This is a genomic window from Thauera sedimentorum (assembly GCF_014489115.1).
Classification (GTDB): domain Bacteria; phylum Pseudomonadota; class Gammaproteobacteria; order Burkholderiales; family Rhodocyclaceae; genus Pseudothauera; species Pseudothauera sedimentorum.
Genome location: NZ_JACTAH010000001.1, coordinates 997264 through 1013280, shown reverse-complemented (window position 1 = coordinate 1013280; position 16017 = coordinate 997264). Strand labels below are relative to the sequence as shown.

At 68.9% G+C, this 16017-nt stretch carries 11 protein-coding genes; 2 read left to right on the top strand and 9 right to left on the bottom strand.

Annotated elements, in window-relative coordinates; all coding sequences use genetic code 11:
• Positions 1–10: 10 nt before the first annotated feature.
• Complete coding sequence (locus IAI53_RS04525; RefSeq protein ID WP_187716934.1) at positions 11–1879, top strand: SLC13 family permease; 1869 nt, start codon at positions 11–13, stop codon at positions 1877–1879.
• On the opposite strand, the gene IAI53_RS18725 is transcribed toward IAI53_RS04525, so the two are convergent.
• From IAI53_RS18725 to purT, 9 genes are all read right to left on the bottom strand, one after another.
• On the bottom strand, positions 1842–3059 hold the full coding sequence (locus IAI53_RS18725) for a GGDEF domain-containing protein (protein WP_187716933.1): 1218 nt from the start codon (positions 3057–3059) through the stop codon (positions 1842–1844). The genes IAI53_RS04525 and IAI53_RS18725 overlap by 38 nt on opposite strands.
• Positions 3060–3222: 163 nt before the next feature.
• On the bottom strand, positions 3223–3915 hold the full coding sequence (gene urtE / locus IAI53_RS04515; RefSeq protein WP_187716932.1) for an urea ABC transporter ATP-binding subunit UrtE: 693 nt from the start codon (positions 3913–3915) through the stop codon (positions 3223–3225).
• Between the two features lie 274 nt (positions 3916–4189).
• Positions 4190–5080 (bottom strand): Dyp-type peroxidase, encoded by an 891-nt coding sequence (locus tag IAI53_RS04510; RefSeq protein WP_187716931.1) that lies wholly within the window; start codon positions 5078–5080, stop codon positions 4190–4192.
• A gap of 385 nt (positions 5081–5465) precedes the next feature.
• Complete coding sequence (gene urtD / locus IAI53_RS04505) at positions 5466–6314, bottom strand: urea ABC transporter ATP-binding protein UrtD (RefSeq protein ID WP_187716930.1); 849 nt, start codon at positions 6312–6314, stop codon at positions 5466–5468.
• A complete protein-coding gene (gene urtC / locus IAI53_RS04500; RefSeq protein WP_187716929.1) occupies positions 6311–7540 on the bottom strand; it encodes an urea ABC transporter permease subunit UrtC in 1230 nt (409 codons plus the stop codon). Before urtC ends, urtD begins: the two co-directional genes overlap by 4 nt.
• A gap of 22 nt (positions 7541–7562) precedes the next feature.
• Positions 7563–9185 carry an urea ABC transporter permease subunit UrtB gene (gene urtB, locus IAI53_RS04495; RefSeq protein WP_187716928.1) on the bottom strand — a complete coding sequence of 541 codons (1623 nt, stop codon included), beginning with the start codon at positions 9183–9185 and terminating at the stop codon, positions 7563–7565.
• A 172-nt stretch (positions 9186–9357) separates the two neighbouring features.
• Positions 9358–10614: an urea ABC transporter substrate-binding protein gene (gene urtA, locus IAI53_RS04490; RefSeq protein ID WP_187716927.1), complete on the bottom strand. Its 1257-nt coding sequence runs from the start codon at positions 10612–10614 to the stop codon at positions 9358–9360.
• A gap of 205 nt (positions 10615–10819) precedes the next feature.
• Positions 10820–11626, bottom strand: a complete 807-nt coding sequence (locus IAI53_RS04485) for an MliC family protein (RefSeq protein ID WP_187716926.1) — start codon at positions 11624–11626, stop codon at positions 10820–10822.
• Positions 11627–11706: 80 nt separating this feature from the next.
• Positions 11707–12918 carry a formate-dependent phosphoribosylglycinamide formyltransferase gene (gene purT / locus IAI53_RS04480; protein ID WP_187716925.1) on the bottom strand — a complete coding sequence of 404 codons (1212 nt, stop codon included), beginning with the start codon at positions 12916–12918 and terminating at the stop codon, positions 11707–11709.
• A gap of 128 nt (positions 12919–13046) precedes the next feature.
• Between purT and IAI53_RS04475 the strand changes: the two genes are divergently transcribed.
• Positions 13047–15824, top strand: a complete 2778-nt coding sequence (locus tag IAI53_RS04475) for a sensor domain-containing diguanylate cyclase (RefSeq protein WP_187716924.1) — start codon at positions 13047–13049, stop codon at positions 15822–15824.
• Positions 15825–16017 lie beyond the last annotated feature (193 nt).

Here is a 16017-nt window from a genome sequence, read left to right as displayed (position 1 = left end):
TGGAATGCCGATGAGCGCAGACCAGGCCACCATACTTGCCGTGCTGCTCGCCACCATGGCGATGTTCCTGTTCGGACGCTGGCGGCACGACATGGTGGCGGTCGGCGCCCTGCTCGCCTGCGTGCTGAGCGGCCTGGTGAGCTACCAGGACGCCTTCGCCGGCTTCGGCCATCCGGCAGTGGTCACCGTGGCCTGCGTGCTGATCCTCAGCGCCGCCCTGCAGCACACCGGGGCAGTCGATGCCCTCACCCGCCGGGTGCTGCCCGCCTCGGCCGGGGCGATGACCAGCATCGCCGCACTCACCGCACTGGCGGCGGTGCTGTCCGGCTTCATGAACAACGTCGGCGCCCTGGCGCTGCTGATGCCGGTGGCGGTGCAGATCGCCCGCCGGCTGGACCTGCCGCCCGGCCGCGTGCTGATGCCGCTGGCCTTCGGCTCCATCCTCGGCGGCATGACCACCATGGTCGGCACCCCGCCCAACCTCATCGTCGCCGGTTTCCGCCAGGCCAGCGGCGCCGGCAGCTTCGGGGTGTTCGACTTCACCCCGGTGGGCCTCGCGGTGGCCGCCAGCGGCGTGGCCTTCATCGCCCTGCTCGGCTGGCGCCTGGTGCCGGCGCGGCGCGCGGCCGGCGTCGAAAGCTTCGAGACCGGCGCCTACATCACCGAAGCACGCGTACCCGAGGACGGCAAGGCGGTGGGGATGACGCTGGGCGAGATCGAGGCGCTGTTCAGCAATGACGACGCGCAGCTCATCGGCATGGTGCGCAACGAGCTGCGCATCCACGCGCCCAACCCGCGCCGCCGGGTGCGCGCGGGCGACATCCTGATGATCGAGGCAGAGGCCGACACCCTGTCCGCGGCGCTGTCGGCCGCTGGGCTGGAGCTGGCCGAGGCGCGCAAGCCGGACGAGGACAAAGACGAGGACAAGGAGGACGGCGGACGCGCCAAGGACAAGGCGTCGGACAAGGAAGACGAAGGCGACAAGGACGAAACCGAAAAGGACGCCCGCCCTGCCAACGGCGACGAGGTGGCGCTCACCGAACTGGCGGTGTTGCCGCAGTCTTCGCTGATCCAGCGCAGCCCGCGAGAGCTGCAGCTGCGCACGCGCTACAGCATCAACCTGCTGGCGCTGTCGCGCCAGGGCCAGCGCAGCGTGGCCCGTCTGCGTCATCAGCGTCTCATGGCCGGCGATGTGTTGCTGATGCAGGGCCACCCGGACGCGGTGGCCGACTTCGCCGCCGAAACCGGCTGCGTGCCGCTGGCCCAGCGTCCGCTGAGGCTGCCCGCGGACGGCATGGCCTGGCGGGCGGCGGCGATCATGGTGCTGTCCATCGGCGTCGCGGCGCTCGGCCTGCTGCCGGCGCATGTCGCGCTGGCCGCCGGTGTGCTGGCTTCGATGGCGCTGCGCACCGTGCCGCTGCGCGCGGTGTATACCTCGGTGGACTGGCCGGTGGTGGTGCTGCTCGCGGCCCTGCTGCCGGTGGCCGGCGCCATGGAGACAACCGGCGCGGCCGACCTGATCGCCGGCGCACTGATGCAGGACCTGGCCCGCGGCCAGCCGGTCATCGCCCTGGCGGTGGTGCTGGTGGTCACCATGACCTTGTCGGACCTGATGAACAACGCCGCCACCGCGGCGGTGATGTGCCAGATCGCGCTGAGCACCGCGGCCAGCCTGGGGGTGAGCGCCGATCCCTTCCTGATGGCGGTGGCGGTCGGCGCCTCGTGCGCCTTCCTGACCCCGATCGGCCACCAGAACAACACCCTGATCCTGGGGCCGGGCGGCTTCCGCTTCGGCGATTACTGGCGCCTGGGGCTGCCGCTGGAGATCCTGGTGGTGGCGGTCAGCCTGCCGATGCTGCTGTGGGTGTGGCCGCTGTAGCGGCGCCTTCGAGCATCACGGTCAGTTCGCCGGGCAGCACCGCGCGGTCGCGCCCGCCGTGCTTGGCGGCGTACATGCGCTGATCGGCCAGTTCCACCAGGGCCGGCCAGTCCATCACGCCGTCGGCCATGCTTTCGGCCACGCCAATGGACGCGGTCAGCGGCGTGCCGTCCGGCCGGGTGCCGAAGCCCGCACCGCGCAGGCGTTGCAGGAAGGCCGGCATCTGGTCGGCCGGCATGTCCGGCAGCACCGCGATGAACTCCTCGCCACCCCAGCGCACCAGCACGTCCCCGCGCCGCAGCGTGCCGCGCAGGCGTTCGACCAGGGTGCACAGCGCGTGGTCGCCGGCCTCGTGGCCGTAGTTGTCGTTGATGGTCTTGAAATGGTCGAGGTCGAAGAAAGCCACCGCCAGCGGCTTGCCCGACATCGACGAGAGGCGGAACATCAGCTCCAGCGCCTCGGTGCCGGAGCGCCGGGTGTAGGCGCCGGTCAGCGGATCGGTCATCGCCTTGTACACCAGGCTTTCCATGTAGTGCGACTGGCTCATGCCGGAGAACATCGCCACGCCCATCATCATCAGCATGAACCACAGCGCCGCGCCGTGCTGGTCGAGCGCCAGTTCGGCGCCGCCGCTGGTCATGCCGGTGAGCGCGATGCCGAGTACCGGCAGCGAGAACAGCAGGATTTCCAGCGCGGTGAGCGGAAAGATGGCCAGCCCGCCGAGCACGATGGTGGGCATGAAGGTGTAGAGCTGCGCCACCAGCCGCTGGCTGTCGGTGAGGCCCACCGGATCGATGATCTGCAGCGACACCAGGTAGAACAGCGGCGGCACCATCAGCATGATCAGCAGCATCACCACCGCCTGGGTGTAGGGTCGGGTCGCCGACACCTCGCGCGGCCAGGCCAGGGCGACGAACACCCCCGCCGAAACCAGGCGCAGCAGCACCAGCCAGGTCGCGGTGATTCCGTCGAACACCAGCACGTCCACCACCGCCCACAGGGGCACCAGCAGGGCGAACAGCGCCGAGATGAGCTGCACGCGGGCGACGATGACCGAAGCGGCATGACGCCGCATATGTACCGAACGGCCTATGGGCGTGAGCAGGCCGAGCAGCTGGTCGGCGGTCAGCCGGGTCGGCGCGACGATGTGCTCGGTGATGGTGTTCCAGAGCTTGTTCACGGTGTGTTCGGCAAGATCGCAGGGCCAATGCAGCCGGCAGAAGCAAGGCTGGGGCGCCCACGGACGCAATGACCCCAAATTGGAAGGGGCTATATCTTACGATGTACGCCGGGAAAGCCGAACAGGTATTACTGCGTATCCGTGCAGCAGTGCTCGGTCCGGCTCACACCGCCAGCGCCTCGCGCACGCCGTCGGCGTCCATCGTCGCGCCCTCGCCGCGCATGATGATCTCGCCGCGCTCCATCACCAGGTAGTGATCGGACAGGTCGCGAGCGAAGTCGTAGTACTGCTCGACCAGCAGGATGGACATCTCGCCGGTCCCGGCCAGCTGGCGGATGGCGTTGCCGATGTCCTTGATGATGGACGGCTGGATGCCCTCGGTGGGTTCGTCGAGGATCAGCAGACGCGGGCCGAAGGCCAGCGCGCGGCCGATGGCCAGCTGCTGCTGCTGGCCGCCGGAGAGGTCGCCGCCGCGCCGCGCCATCATCTGCTTCAGCACCGGGAACATGCCGAACACGCGCTCCGGCACCGCGGCGCCGCGCGGACGGGTGGCCAGGCCCATCAGCAGGTTCTCTTCCACCGTCAGGCGCGGAAAGATCTCGCGCCCCTGCGGCACGTAGCCGATGCCGGCGCGCACCCGCTCGTAGGATGGCGCCCGGGTGATCTCGCGGCCGTCGAAGCTGACGCTGCCGCTGGCCGCGGGCACCAGCCCCATCAGGGTCTTGAGCAGCGTGGTCTTGCCCACGCCGTTGCGCCCGAGCAGGGTGGTGACCTTGCCCGCCGGCACCTCGAAGGACAGGTTGCGCAGGATGTGGCTGCCGCCGTAGTACTGGTTGAGGTTGTCGACTTTCAGCATGGTTGGCGGAGTTCCCGGTCTGTTCGCCGCAGCGGCACGCTCAGCGGCCGCCAGGCATCATGGCGAACAGACTACGGAAGCCCCGCCGGCGCCGGAATACGCCAGATTGCGTACCCGGCGCGACGCGCTCAAAACGTGTGAAGAAATCGTAGCGAGCGGGTCGGTGGCAAGGCGCGCGGCGCACAGCGACCGAGACATATCAGATGGATAGGCGAGGAAGCGAGCACCGTGCAACGCCGCCATCGGCCCGCGCAGTAGATTTATTCACGCGTTTTCAGCGCAGTACGGCGCGCAGGTCGAGATGCCCCTCGCGCAGTGGCGGGCACCAGTAGTAGCCGCCGGTCAGCGGGCGGCTGAAGCGGAACAGCGCGTCGACGATGCCGTCGTCCAGCCCGGCCATGCGGCGCATCTGCGCCTCGAAAGCGTCCAGCGAGTGCCCGAAGGCGAGGAACACCAGCCCGGCGCCCTGCTCGTCCGCCCACGGCATGGAGCGGCGCAGCACGAAGGCCTCCGGCTCGAAGCTCTCCTGCGCGGTGCGCTTGACGTGAGCCGACTCGGGAGCGTCGTCCAGTTCCTCGTTGTCCGACTTGCGGCGGCCGACGATGTCGTCCTGCTCGGCCTCGGGCAGCGTCTCGAAGCCGGCCAGGTCGTGCAACCAGTGCTGGATGGCGGCAAAGCTGCCGCCCCGCAGGCCGTCCGGCGCGTCGGTGGCGCAGGCTGCGGCCACTGCTTCCTCGCCTTCCGGGTTCTCGGTGCCGTCCTCGTAGCCGGTCAGGTCGTGGCCGCTGCGGTAGCGGAAGGCGTCGGTGGCCTGCACCAGACGCAGCGCCGGGGCCAGCGCGGCCTGCAGCGCCCGGCCGCGGTGCAGCAGCTCGCCACGGTCGTCACCGCGCAGCCAGCACCACAGCGCGTGCTGGGTGGACGGCACATCCACGCCCGCGCCGCTCAGCGCCGGGAAGGCCTTCAGTCCGTCCACCTTCGCGTCCAGCGCCTGCAGCAGCGAGATGCCAAGGCCGGCAACGCAGTGCCCGCCATCGACCTGGGTGGCGAGCGCGTCGAGCGCCTGCGGCAGCGCCTCGACCGATTCGAGGCTGAAGAACAAGTGACGGGCCAGCGGCGGGATCGGCGCCAGAACGCCCGGCTGGGCAGGGATCGGTGAGCTCATCGCAACTTCCGGGAGAACGAAAGCCGCGATTGTAACCAAGGCCGGCGGCATGGTCTGAACCGCCGCATCGCGGCCAAGGCCGCTCCTACAGCCGAGGCCTGCGATGGGTTGGTAGGGGGCCTTGGCCGCGATTCGTGCGTTGGTACAAGAACCGCCGCATCGCGGGCAAGCCCGCTCCTACCGCCGGGGCCTGCGATGGGTTGGTAGGAGCGGCCTTGGCCGCGATTGGTGCGTTGGTACCGGAACCGCCGCATCGCGGGCAAGCCCGCTCCTACTGCCGGGGACCTGCGATGGGTTGGTAGGAGCGGCCTTGGCCGCGATTCGTGCGTTGGTGCGGGGACCGCCGCATCGCGGCCAAGGCCGCTCCTACAGTCGGTGTTTTGCCTCAGCGGCCCAGATACACCTCGATCACCCGCGGGTCGTTCTGCACCGTGGCCAGATCGCCCTCGGCCAGCACCGAGCCTTCATGCAGCACGGTGACCGTGCCGCCCAGCGCCTCGACGAAGGCCATGTCGTGCTCGACCACCACCAGCGAATGCTCGCCGGCGAGGCTGACGAAGAGCTCCGCGGTGCGTTCGGTCTCGTCGTCGGTCATGCCGGCGACCGGTTCGTCGAGCAGCAGCAGGCGGGGCTCCTGCATCAGCAGCATGCCGATCTCCAGCCACTGCTTCTGGCCGTGCGAGAGCAGCCCGGCGACGCGGTCGGACTCGCCTGCCAGGCGGATGCGGTCCAGCACCGCGGCGATGCGGTCGCCCTCCTCGCTGGACAGGCGCGCGAACAGGCTGCGGCGCACGCGCTTGTCGGCCTTCATCGCCAGTTCCAGGTTCTCGAACACCGTGTGCTGCTCGAACACCGTGGGCTTCTGGAACTTGCGCCCGATGCCGGCGTGGGCGATCTCGGGCTCGCTCATGCGGGTCAGGTCTATGGTCTGGCCGAAGAAGGCCTTGCCCTCGTCCGGGCGGGTCTTGCCGGTGATGACGTCCATCATCGTGGTCTTGCCGGCGCCATTGGGGCCGATGATGCAGCGCAGCTCGCCGGCATCGATGGCCAGGCTGAGCTTGTTGAGCGCCCGGAAGCCGTCGAAGCTCACCGTGATGTCGTCCAGGTAGAGGATGACATTGTGCGAGAGGTCCAGCTCGCCCGGGCGCACCAGGTGGGCGGTGGTGGCTTCGCCCTCCCATTGCTCGCGCTGGTTGGCCTGTTGCGCGGCGTCGCGCTCGATGACGGTGCTCATGCGGTGGCTCCGCGGGTGGATTCGGAAACTTGCGCGGGGACCACCGTATCCGGCGGCCGGGGCCCCTGCGCGGCGGACACGGGCGCAGGCGCGGCTTCCGGCGCCGGATCGCTGGCGGCCTGCGGGCCGCGCCGGCTGCGCAGCTGCTCCCACAGCCCGACCACGCCCCTGGGCAGGAAGAGCGTCACCGCGATGAACAGGAAGCCGAGGAAGAAGGGCCAGTATTCCGGGAAGGACACGGTGAACCAGCTCTTGGCAAGATTGACGATGCCGGCCCCGAGCACCGCGCCCACCAGCGTGCCGCGCCCGCCCACCGCCACCCACACCGCGATCTCGATGGAGTTGGCCGGGCTCATTTCGGAGGGGTTGATGATGCCCACCTGCGGCACGTAGAGCGCGCCGGCCAGCCCGCACAGCACCGCCGAGAGCGTCCAGATGAAGAGCTTGTAGTGCAGCGGGTTGTAGCCGATGAACATCACCCGGCTCTCGGCGTCGCGGATCGCCGCCAGCACGCGGCCAAAGCGCGAAGTCACCAGGTAGCGCCCGAGCAGCAGCACGCCGACCAGCAGCGCGGCGGAGAGCCCGAACAGCACCACCCGCATCTCCGGCGTGGTGATGCCGTAGCCGAGGATGCGCTTGAAGTCGGTAAAGCCGTTGTTGCCGCCAAAGCCGGTCTCGTTGCGGAAGAACAGCAGCATCGCGGCGTAGGTGAGCGCCTGGGTGATGATGGCGAAATACACCCCCTTGATGCGCGAGCGGAAGGCGAAGAAGCCGAACACCCAGGCCAGCACGCCCGGCAGCGCCACCACCAGGAACAGCGCCCACAGGAAAGAATCCGACCCGCTCCAGTACCAGGGCAGCTCCTTCCAGTCGAGGAAAACCATGAAGTCCGGCAGCTCCGCGCCGTAGGAGCCGTCACGACCGATCTGGCGCATCAGATACATGCCGAAGGCGTAGCCGCCGAGGGCGAAGAACAGCCCGTGCCCCAGGCTGAGGATGCCGGCGTAGCCCCAGATCAGGTCCATCGCCACCGCCACCACCATGTAGCAGAGGATCTTGCCGAGCAGGCTCACCCAGTAGGACGACACATGCAGCGCATGCTCGGGCGGCAGCGCCAGGTGGGCGATCGGCATCCACACCCAGGCGAACAGGGCGAAGAGGACGAGCGCCACCCAGCCGGCGCGCGGCATGCTGGTGAACAGGCGGACGGTGTATGGGGTGCGCATGCGGCGCTTCCTCCGTTGAGAATCAGCTGTCTGCGAAGCGGCCCTTCAAGGCGAAGATGCCCTGCGGACGCTTCTGGATGAAGGCGATGATGAACACCAGCACCAGGATCTTGGCGATCACCGCGCCGGCCCAGCCTTCCAGGAACTTGGAGACGATGCCCAGGCCCATCGCGGCCCACACAGCACCGGCCAGCTGGCCGACGCCGCCCAGCACCACCACCATGAAGGAATCGACGATGTAGCCGGTGCCCATGGCCGGGCCCACGTTGGCGATCTGCGACAGCGCCACCCCGCCCAGCCCGGCGATGCCCGCGCCGATGGCGAAGGCCAACGTATCGATCCGCGCGGTGGGCACACCCACGCAGCCGGCCATCGGGCGGTTCTGGGTGACCGCACGCACGAACATCCCGAGCCGGGTGCGGTTCATCATCAGCCACACCAGCACCAGCACGAAGACGCCGAAGCCGAGGATGACGATGCGGTTGTAGGGCAGCACCACGCCGGCGGCCAGCTCCACCCCGCCGGACATCCAGCTCGGGTTGGCCAGCTCCACGTTCTGCGGCCCGAAGATCACCCGCGCGGCCTGGATCAGCACCAGCGAGATGCCCCAGGTGGCCAGCAAGGATTCCAGCGGCCGGCCGTAGAGGAAGCGCAGCACGCTGCGTTCCATGAGCACGCCCACCGCCGCGGCGGCGAAGAAGCCGGCGGGAATGGCGGCGACCACGTACCAGTCCACCCACTCCGGCAGATGGGTGCGGAACAGGCCCTGCACCAGGTAGGCCGCGTAGGCGCCGATCATCAGCAGTTCGCCGTGCGCCATGTTGATGACGCCCATCACCCCGTAGGTGATCGCCAGGCCAAGCGCGGCGAGCAGCAGGATGGAGCCCAGCGACAGGCCGGAGAACACCGTGCCCACGTGCTGGGCGAAGGCCACCCGGCGCTCGATGGCGTTGATCGAATCGGCGGCGGCCTCGCGCACCAGGGCGTCGGGCTCGTTGGCCGGCAGCAGGAAGGGTTCCAGCATCGTCCGCACCGCCGGGTCGGACGACTGGCCGAGCGCGCTCACCGCCTTCAGGCGCTTGGCCGGTTCGGCGGCATTCAGGTTCACCCGTGCGGCGGCGAGCAGCACGATGTCGCGGATCGCCTCGTCCTGCTCGGTTTCCAGCGCGCGCTCGAGCACCGGCAGCAGGGTTTCGGAGGCGTTGTCGCGCAGGGTGTTGGCGGCAGCAAGACGGGTGTCGCGCTCGCCCGCCGTGAGATCCAGCGCCGCCTTGGCGGTGCCGATTGCGCGGCGCACGCGGTTGTTCACCCGCAGGGTATCGACCGCATTCGCCGCGGCCTCCAGCGTGGCGCCGCTGGCTGCGTCGGTTACCGTGCCGCCGGTCAGGATCACCACACGACCGTCCAGCACGCCCAGCTCGCCCGCCTCCAGCGCGGCGATCAGCCGGCGCGCATCCTCTCCGCCGCCCGCGCCGATGGCCTCGATGGCTGCGATGCGCGCGCCGAAGTCGCCGGTGGCCAGCTGCTGCAGCGCTGCCTCATCCAGCGCCGCGCGCGCCTTGCCGGCCGCCATCAGCAGAAACAAGGCTGCCAGCAGCGGCAGGATCAGCCAGGCGCGGTGTGTCCAGTGGGAGCTCTTTTTCATGTCACTACTCGTGAAGGCCGCCGTGCAGGAGCGGCCTTGGCCGCGATGCGGCGTTAATCACTGCAGAAGCGGCCTCGCCAGCGGTAAGGCTGCATCGTCGTAGGAGCGGGCTTGCCCGCGACCGAGGCCGCATATCGCGGGCAAGCCCGCTCCTACAGCAGTCAAACCTGCATCAAAGCCCCTGCTTGCCCTCGTTACCCTCGATGAACGGGCTCCACGGTTGGGCGCGGATCGGCTCCTTGGTCTGCCACACCACGTCGAACTGGCCGTCCGGACGCACTTCGCCGATCAGCACCGGCTTGTGCAGGTGGTGGTTGGTCTTGTCCATGGTCAGGGTGAAGCCGCTGGGCGCCGTGAAGGTCTGTCCGCCCATGGCCTTGATCACCGCATCCACGTCGGTGGTCTTGGCCTGCTCCACCGCCTGCTTCCACATGTGGATGCCCACGTAGGTGGCTTCCATCGGATCGTTGGTGACCACGGTCTCGGCGTTGGGCACGCCGTTCTTCTTGGCCCAGGCCTTGTACTTGTCGATGAAGGCGGTGTTCTGCGGGTTCTCCACGGTCATGAAGTAGTTCCATGCCGCGAGGTGGCCGACCAACGGCTTGGTATCCACGCCGCGCAGTTCCTCCTCACCCACCGAGAACGCCACCACCGGCACGTCGGTCGCCTTCAGGCCCGCGTTGCCCAGCTCCTTGTAGAAGGGCACGTTGGAGTCGCCGTTAATCGTCGAGATCACTGCGGTCTTCTTGCCCTGCGCGGCGAACTGCTTGATCTTGGCGATGATGGTCTGGTAGTCCGAGTGGCCGAAGGGGGTGTAGTCCTCCATGATGTCCGCATCGCTCACGCCCTTACTCTTGAGGAAGGCGCGCAGGATCTTGTTGGTGGTGCGCGGATACACGTAGTCGGTGCCCAGCAGCACGAAGCGCTTGGCGCCGCCGCCCTCTTCGCTCATCAGGTATTCCACCGCCGGAATCGCCTGCTGGTTGGGCGCCGCGCCGGTGTAGAACACGTTCTTCTCCAGCTCCTCGCCCTCGTACTGCACCGGGTAGAACAGCAGGCCGTTGAGTTCCTTGAACACCGGGTTCACCGACTTGCGGGACACGGAAGTCCAGCAGCCGAACACCGCCGCCACCTTGTCCTGGGTCAGCAGCTGGCGCGCCTTCTCGGCGAACAACGGCCAGTTGGAGGCCGGGTCCACCACCACCGGCTCCAGCTTCTTGCCCATCACCCCGCCGGCGGCGTTGATCTCCTCGATGGTCATCAGCGCCACGTTCTTCAGCGCAGTCTCGGAGATCGCCATCGTGCCCGAGAGCGAATGCAGGATGCCGACCTTGATCGTGTCGGCCGCATGCGCGCCCACCGGCAGGCCGATGGCGGCGATGGAAGCGGAAAGGGTCAGTGCCTTGAGGAAGTTGCGACGGGTCTGCATGGAAGGTCTCCCTGGTAGTGATCGGATGCACCGCGTTGCTGCATTGCACGATCACAGATTAGGGAGGCGGGGGGATGCGCGGAATACGCAAGGTTGCGTAGGGGCGCCCGGCAGCCGGACGGGTGGATGCATGCCCGGAAGCGGCATAGCGGTCCGGTATCCGCAGTGGGCCTCGGAACGGCAGTGCGCAGACGAAGGCCCCGCCCTACTTGGCCTTCTCGCAGCGCATCTCCTGCGCGCCATATCCCCAGGTCACCCGCGCCTCGCCCTGGTGTTCCCAGAAAGACTCGTTGCGCCCCAGGTAGCGCGCGCCGCTGGCGCTGGGCGCCGCGTACATCAGCGAAACGCTGTCGCCCCGTTCGGCGATGAGCGTTGCCGGTTCGGTGTGGAAGAAGGTCACCACCACCTCGTTGGCCGGATTGCCGTCACACATGTAGTGCACTGGCCCGATCTCCGGCACCAGCCGGTAGCTCGCCTGCAGCGCCGCGATGCGCAGACGATAGGCATCGCGGACGCAAGCACGCCTGTCCTCGCTCTTCCAGCAATCGTCGCGGCCCTTGATCCAGCCGCGTTGTTCCGCCTTCAGGCGCGGCGGATGCTCCTTGACCGCCTTGCGCGAAGCGGCCGCATACACGCCCGACAGTTCACGGTCGAACGCCGACAGCTCCCCGTCCCCGCAGATCATCGCCTCGACACTGCCTGCCGCCACGCCGCCGCAGTCGAAAGACGGACCGCGCTGCTGCAGGCGCGCCTCCACGAAGCGGCACCAGGCTTCATCGTCCCGGGGCGGTATGCCGACTTCGCCTCGGACGCCCAGCCGGAACTCGACCACCGACTTCCATTCCGCGGAGCCGACATCCGGCCCATGGCCCTGCCCGTCGCCGGTCGGCAACTGCGCCTCGACCGAGCGATACCAGGCATCGCCACAGGGTTGCAGACCCATCGGAGCACTGCTCGCCACAGGTGCAAACACCGCAATACCCAGAACAACAAACAGCGCAAGCTTCCGCATGGGTCCCCTCCCGCGTCGAATCCTCGTGAGCGTCCTTCGGCCGGACGGTGCTTACCTAGTCCGTTCCGGCTGACCGGCCTCTAGTCTCCTGCCGCAGGTTTCACCACCCGCACCCGGCCCGCCGCCAGCTTCGCCCGCTCGCGCGCCTCCTCCACCGTGTCGCCATTGGCCACCGCCACGCCCATGCGGCGCTTGGTGAAGGCTTCCGGCTTGCCGAACAGGCGCAGGTCGCTGCGCGGCACGGCGAGCGCGTCGGCCACGCCTTCGAAGGCCACGCCGGCTTCGTCCATGCCACCGTAGATCACCGCGGAGGCACCGGGTTCGCGCAGGGCGACGTCCACCGGCAAGCCGAGGATTGCGCGGGCGTGGAGTTCGAATTCGGAGAAACGCTGCGAGCACAGGGTAACCAGGCCGGTGTCGTGCGGGCGCGGGCTCACTTCCGAGAACCACACCTGCTCGCCCTTGACGAAGAGTTCCACGCCGAAGAGGCCGCGCCCGCCCAGGTTGCCGGTGACCGCGGCAGCGATCTCGCGCACCTTGCCCAGCGCCACCGCACTCATCGGCTGCGGCTGCCAGGATTCGACGTAGTCGCCGGCCACCTGCTTGTGGCCGATGGGCTCGCAGAAGTACGTCTGCACCGTGCCGGCCTCGTCGCAGGCGCGCACGGTGAGCAGGGTAATTTCGTAGTCGAAGTCGATGAAGCCTTCGACGATGACCCGACCCTGATTCACCCGTCCGCCGGCGGCGGCGTAGTCCCAGGCGCGGGCGACGTCTTCCGGGCCGCGCACGGTCGATTGGCCCTTGCCGGAGGAGGACATCACCGGCTTGACGATGCACGGGTAGCCGATGCCGCCGTCGATGGCCGCCTGCAGGTCCTCCAGCGAATCGGCGAAGCGGTAGGGCGAGGTGGGCAGGCCGAGTTCTTCCGCGGCCAGGCGGCGGATGCCTTCGCGGTTCATGGTGAGCTGGGCGGCGCGCGCGGTGGGGATAACTTCGGCCAGGCCCTCGGCCTCGACCTGCACCAGCATGTCGGTGGCGATGGCTTCGATCTCCGGCACCACCAGGTGGGGGCGCTCGCGCTCGATCAGTTCGCGCAGCGCGGCGCCGTCGGTCATCGGGATGACGTGCGCGCGGTGGGCGACCTGGTGGCCGGGCGCGTTGGGATAGCGGTCCACGGCGATCACTTCCACGCCCAGGCGCTGCAGCGCGATGACGACTTCCTTGCCCAGTTCGCCGGCGCCCAGCAGCATGACCCGCACTGCGCTTACCGACAGCGGTGTTCCCAGTTTCATTCCCGTCCTCCGTTTGCCGAGAGCGCAACGATCCGCGCCCGCGCCGGCGGCGTCAAGCCACAGGCGTACGCTTCCTGTGCCCTACGTCATAAGGCAAAATGCTAATTTTCCTGCAGCGGAGCCATCCGATGCGCCGTCTGTCCTTCCCCGTCGTCGCCACGCTCGCCAGCATCCTGCTGGCACTGATCTACGCCGCATTCGGCGTACTGCTGTGGCAACACGACCGCGAGGAACTGGACCAGGCCCTGGCCAACGAGTCGAGCGCGCTGCGTACCACGTTTGAAGTAGCGCTTTCCGACCTCCAGCAGCAGATGCTCACCCTGGCCTCCATGGTGGCGGCCGATCCGCAGGTGCGCAGCCTGTTCCAGCGCGGCAAGGACGCGGTGGATGCGGAAGGCGGCGGCCCCGGCGGCGAGCGCGCGGCGCAGTGGCGCGATGCGCTGTACCGCCATGTCGCGCCGGCCTGGTCCGACATGCAGAAGCAGTACGGACTGCGCCAGCTGCACTTCCAGTTCGGCCCGGGTTCATTGTCTTACCTGCGGGTGCACACCCCGCAGAAGTTCGGCGACCGCATGGACGGCCTGCGCCACATCATCGAGGACGTCAATCGCGACCACGAAGCGCGGGTCGGCTTCGAGACCGGGCGCATCTATTCCGGGGTGCGCGGCGTGGTGCCGGTGTGGGCCACCGCGGACGACGGCGCGCGCAGCTACATCGGCGCGCTGGAAGCCGGCACCTCCTTCGATACGCAGCTCGAACGGCTGGACCGCCAGGTGGGCGCGGGTTTTGCGGTACTGCTCAAGCAGGAACACGTTGAGGACGCGGTGTGGAACCAGTTCCGCCCGCTCAACGGCCCGCACGAGGAACAGGGCTGCAAGTGCTACCTGGAAGCGGCCTCGCGCGACGAAGTGCGCGCCTGGATGGCCGCCGCCGCCCTGCCCCGTCTGCAGGCCGCGGAAACCCTCTCCCACGTGCTGCGGTGGGAAGGCAAGGACTGGCACCTGACCCGCTTCCCGCTGCGCGACTATCTCGGCTCGGTCGATCCGGCCCGCGCGGCGGTGGGTTCGGTGCTGGTCTGGCGCGACAAGACCGCGGTGCTCGCCACCTGGCGCGATCACCAGCGCGTGACCGCCGCGATGCTGTTCGGCGCCTATCTGCTGTCTCAGGGCCTGCTGCTGTGGCTGCTGCGCACCACCCGGCGGGGGCTGCTGCAGCGCATCGACGAAGCCACCGCGGCGCTGCGCGTATCCGAAGACATGCTGCGGCGCGCGCAGTCGGTCGCCCGGCTCGGCAGCTGGGAGGTCGACGCGCGCAACAAGCGCCTGGAATGGTCGGCGGAAACCTACCGCATCTTCGGCCTGCCGCCCGACACACCGGCCGACTACCCCACCTTCCTGGAGCACGTTCACCCGGACGACCGCGCGGAGGTCGATGCCGCCTGGCGCGCCGCGCTGGCTGGCGCCCCCTACGACATCGAACACCGCATCGTGGTCAATGGCGAGACCCGCTGGGTGCACGAGATGGCCGAACTGGTGCGCGACGAACACGGGCGGCTGGTGTCCGCGCTGGGCACGGTGCAGGACGTCACCGCGCTCAAATGCGTCGAACTGGAACTGCGCGCCAGCGAGGAACGCTACCGCAGCACCTTCGCCGCGGTGGAAGACGGCCTGTGGGACTGGCACATCCCCACCAACGCCGTATTCTGGGACGAGCGCAGCTTCCACATGCTGGGCCATCCGGCAGAGGCCTTCCCGGTCACCTTCGAAACCTGGCAGAACCTGCTGCACCCGGACGACCTGCAGCCGGCCACCGAATCGGTACGCCGCCAGCTCGCGCGCGGCGAGGTCTTCGTGGCCGAGTTCCGCTACCGCTGCGCCGACGGCGGCTGGCTGTGGGTGCAGAGCCGCGGCAAGGTGGTGCAGTGGAACGGCAAGGAGCCGGTGCGCATGGTCGGCACACACACCGACATCTCCGCCCGCAAGCGCGCCGAGGAAGCCCTGCTCACCGCCCGCGCGCGGCTGGCCACGGTGATCGAGAACTTCCACGGCGGCATCCTGCTGGAAGACGAGCAGCGCAAGGTCCTGCTCACCAACCAGACCTTCTGCGACCTGCTCGCCCCATTCGACACGCCCGAGACGCTCACCGGTGCGCCCTCGGCCGAGGTGCTCGACCGTGCGACCGGCCGCTTCGCCGCGCCGCAGCAGTTCTCCGAGAGCACCGCCCGGCTGCTGGAACGCCGCGAGGCGCGGGTGGGCGAGGAACTGCTCATGTCCGATGGCCGCGCGCTGGAGCGCGACTGCCTGCCCATCCTGGATGGCGAGCGCTTCCTCGGCCACCTGTGGCTGTACCGCGACATCACCGAACGCAAGACGCGCGAGCGCGAACTGCACCGCCTGGCTACCACCGATCTCCTCACCGGCCTGCCCAACCGCCGCCACTTCCTGGAGCGCGTGGACCAGGAACTCGGCCGCTTCCGCCGCTTCGGCACGCCGGCGGCGCTGCTGATGGTAGACATCGACCACTTCAAGCAGGTCAACGACCGCCACGGCCATGCCACCGGCGACGCGGTATTGCGCCACTTCGCCGACATCGCCGGCAGCGGCCTGCGCCGCATCGACCTGCTCGGCCGCCTGGGCGGCGAGGAGTTCGCCGCCCTGCTACCGGGCACCGACGCCGACGGCGCGCGCCTGCTGGCCGAGCGCCTGCGCCTGAAGGTCGCCGGAACGCCGTGCGAGCTCGGGGAGACCCGGGTGAAGGTCACCATCAGCATCGGCATCACCCTGCTGCACCCCGGCGACACCGGCAGCGACCTGCCGCTGGCCCGCGCGGACGCCGCGCTCTACCGCGCCAAGGAAGCCGGCCGCAACCGGGTGGAGGCCGAACTGCTGCTGTCCGCGCCCGCCTGAGTCCGCGATTGCGGCGTTTGGTCTTGCGCACGCCGCATCGCGGCCAAGGCCGCTCCTACATTTCCACCGGCGGTTTCCCTGCGGTAGGAGCGGGCTTGCCCGCGATTGCGGCGGTTGGTCTTGCGTGCGCCGCATCGCGGCCAAGGCCGCTCCTGCATTTCCCCCGGCGGTTCCCCTGCGGCAGGAGCGGGCT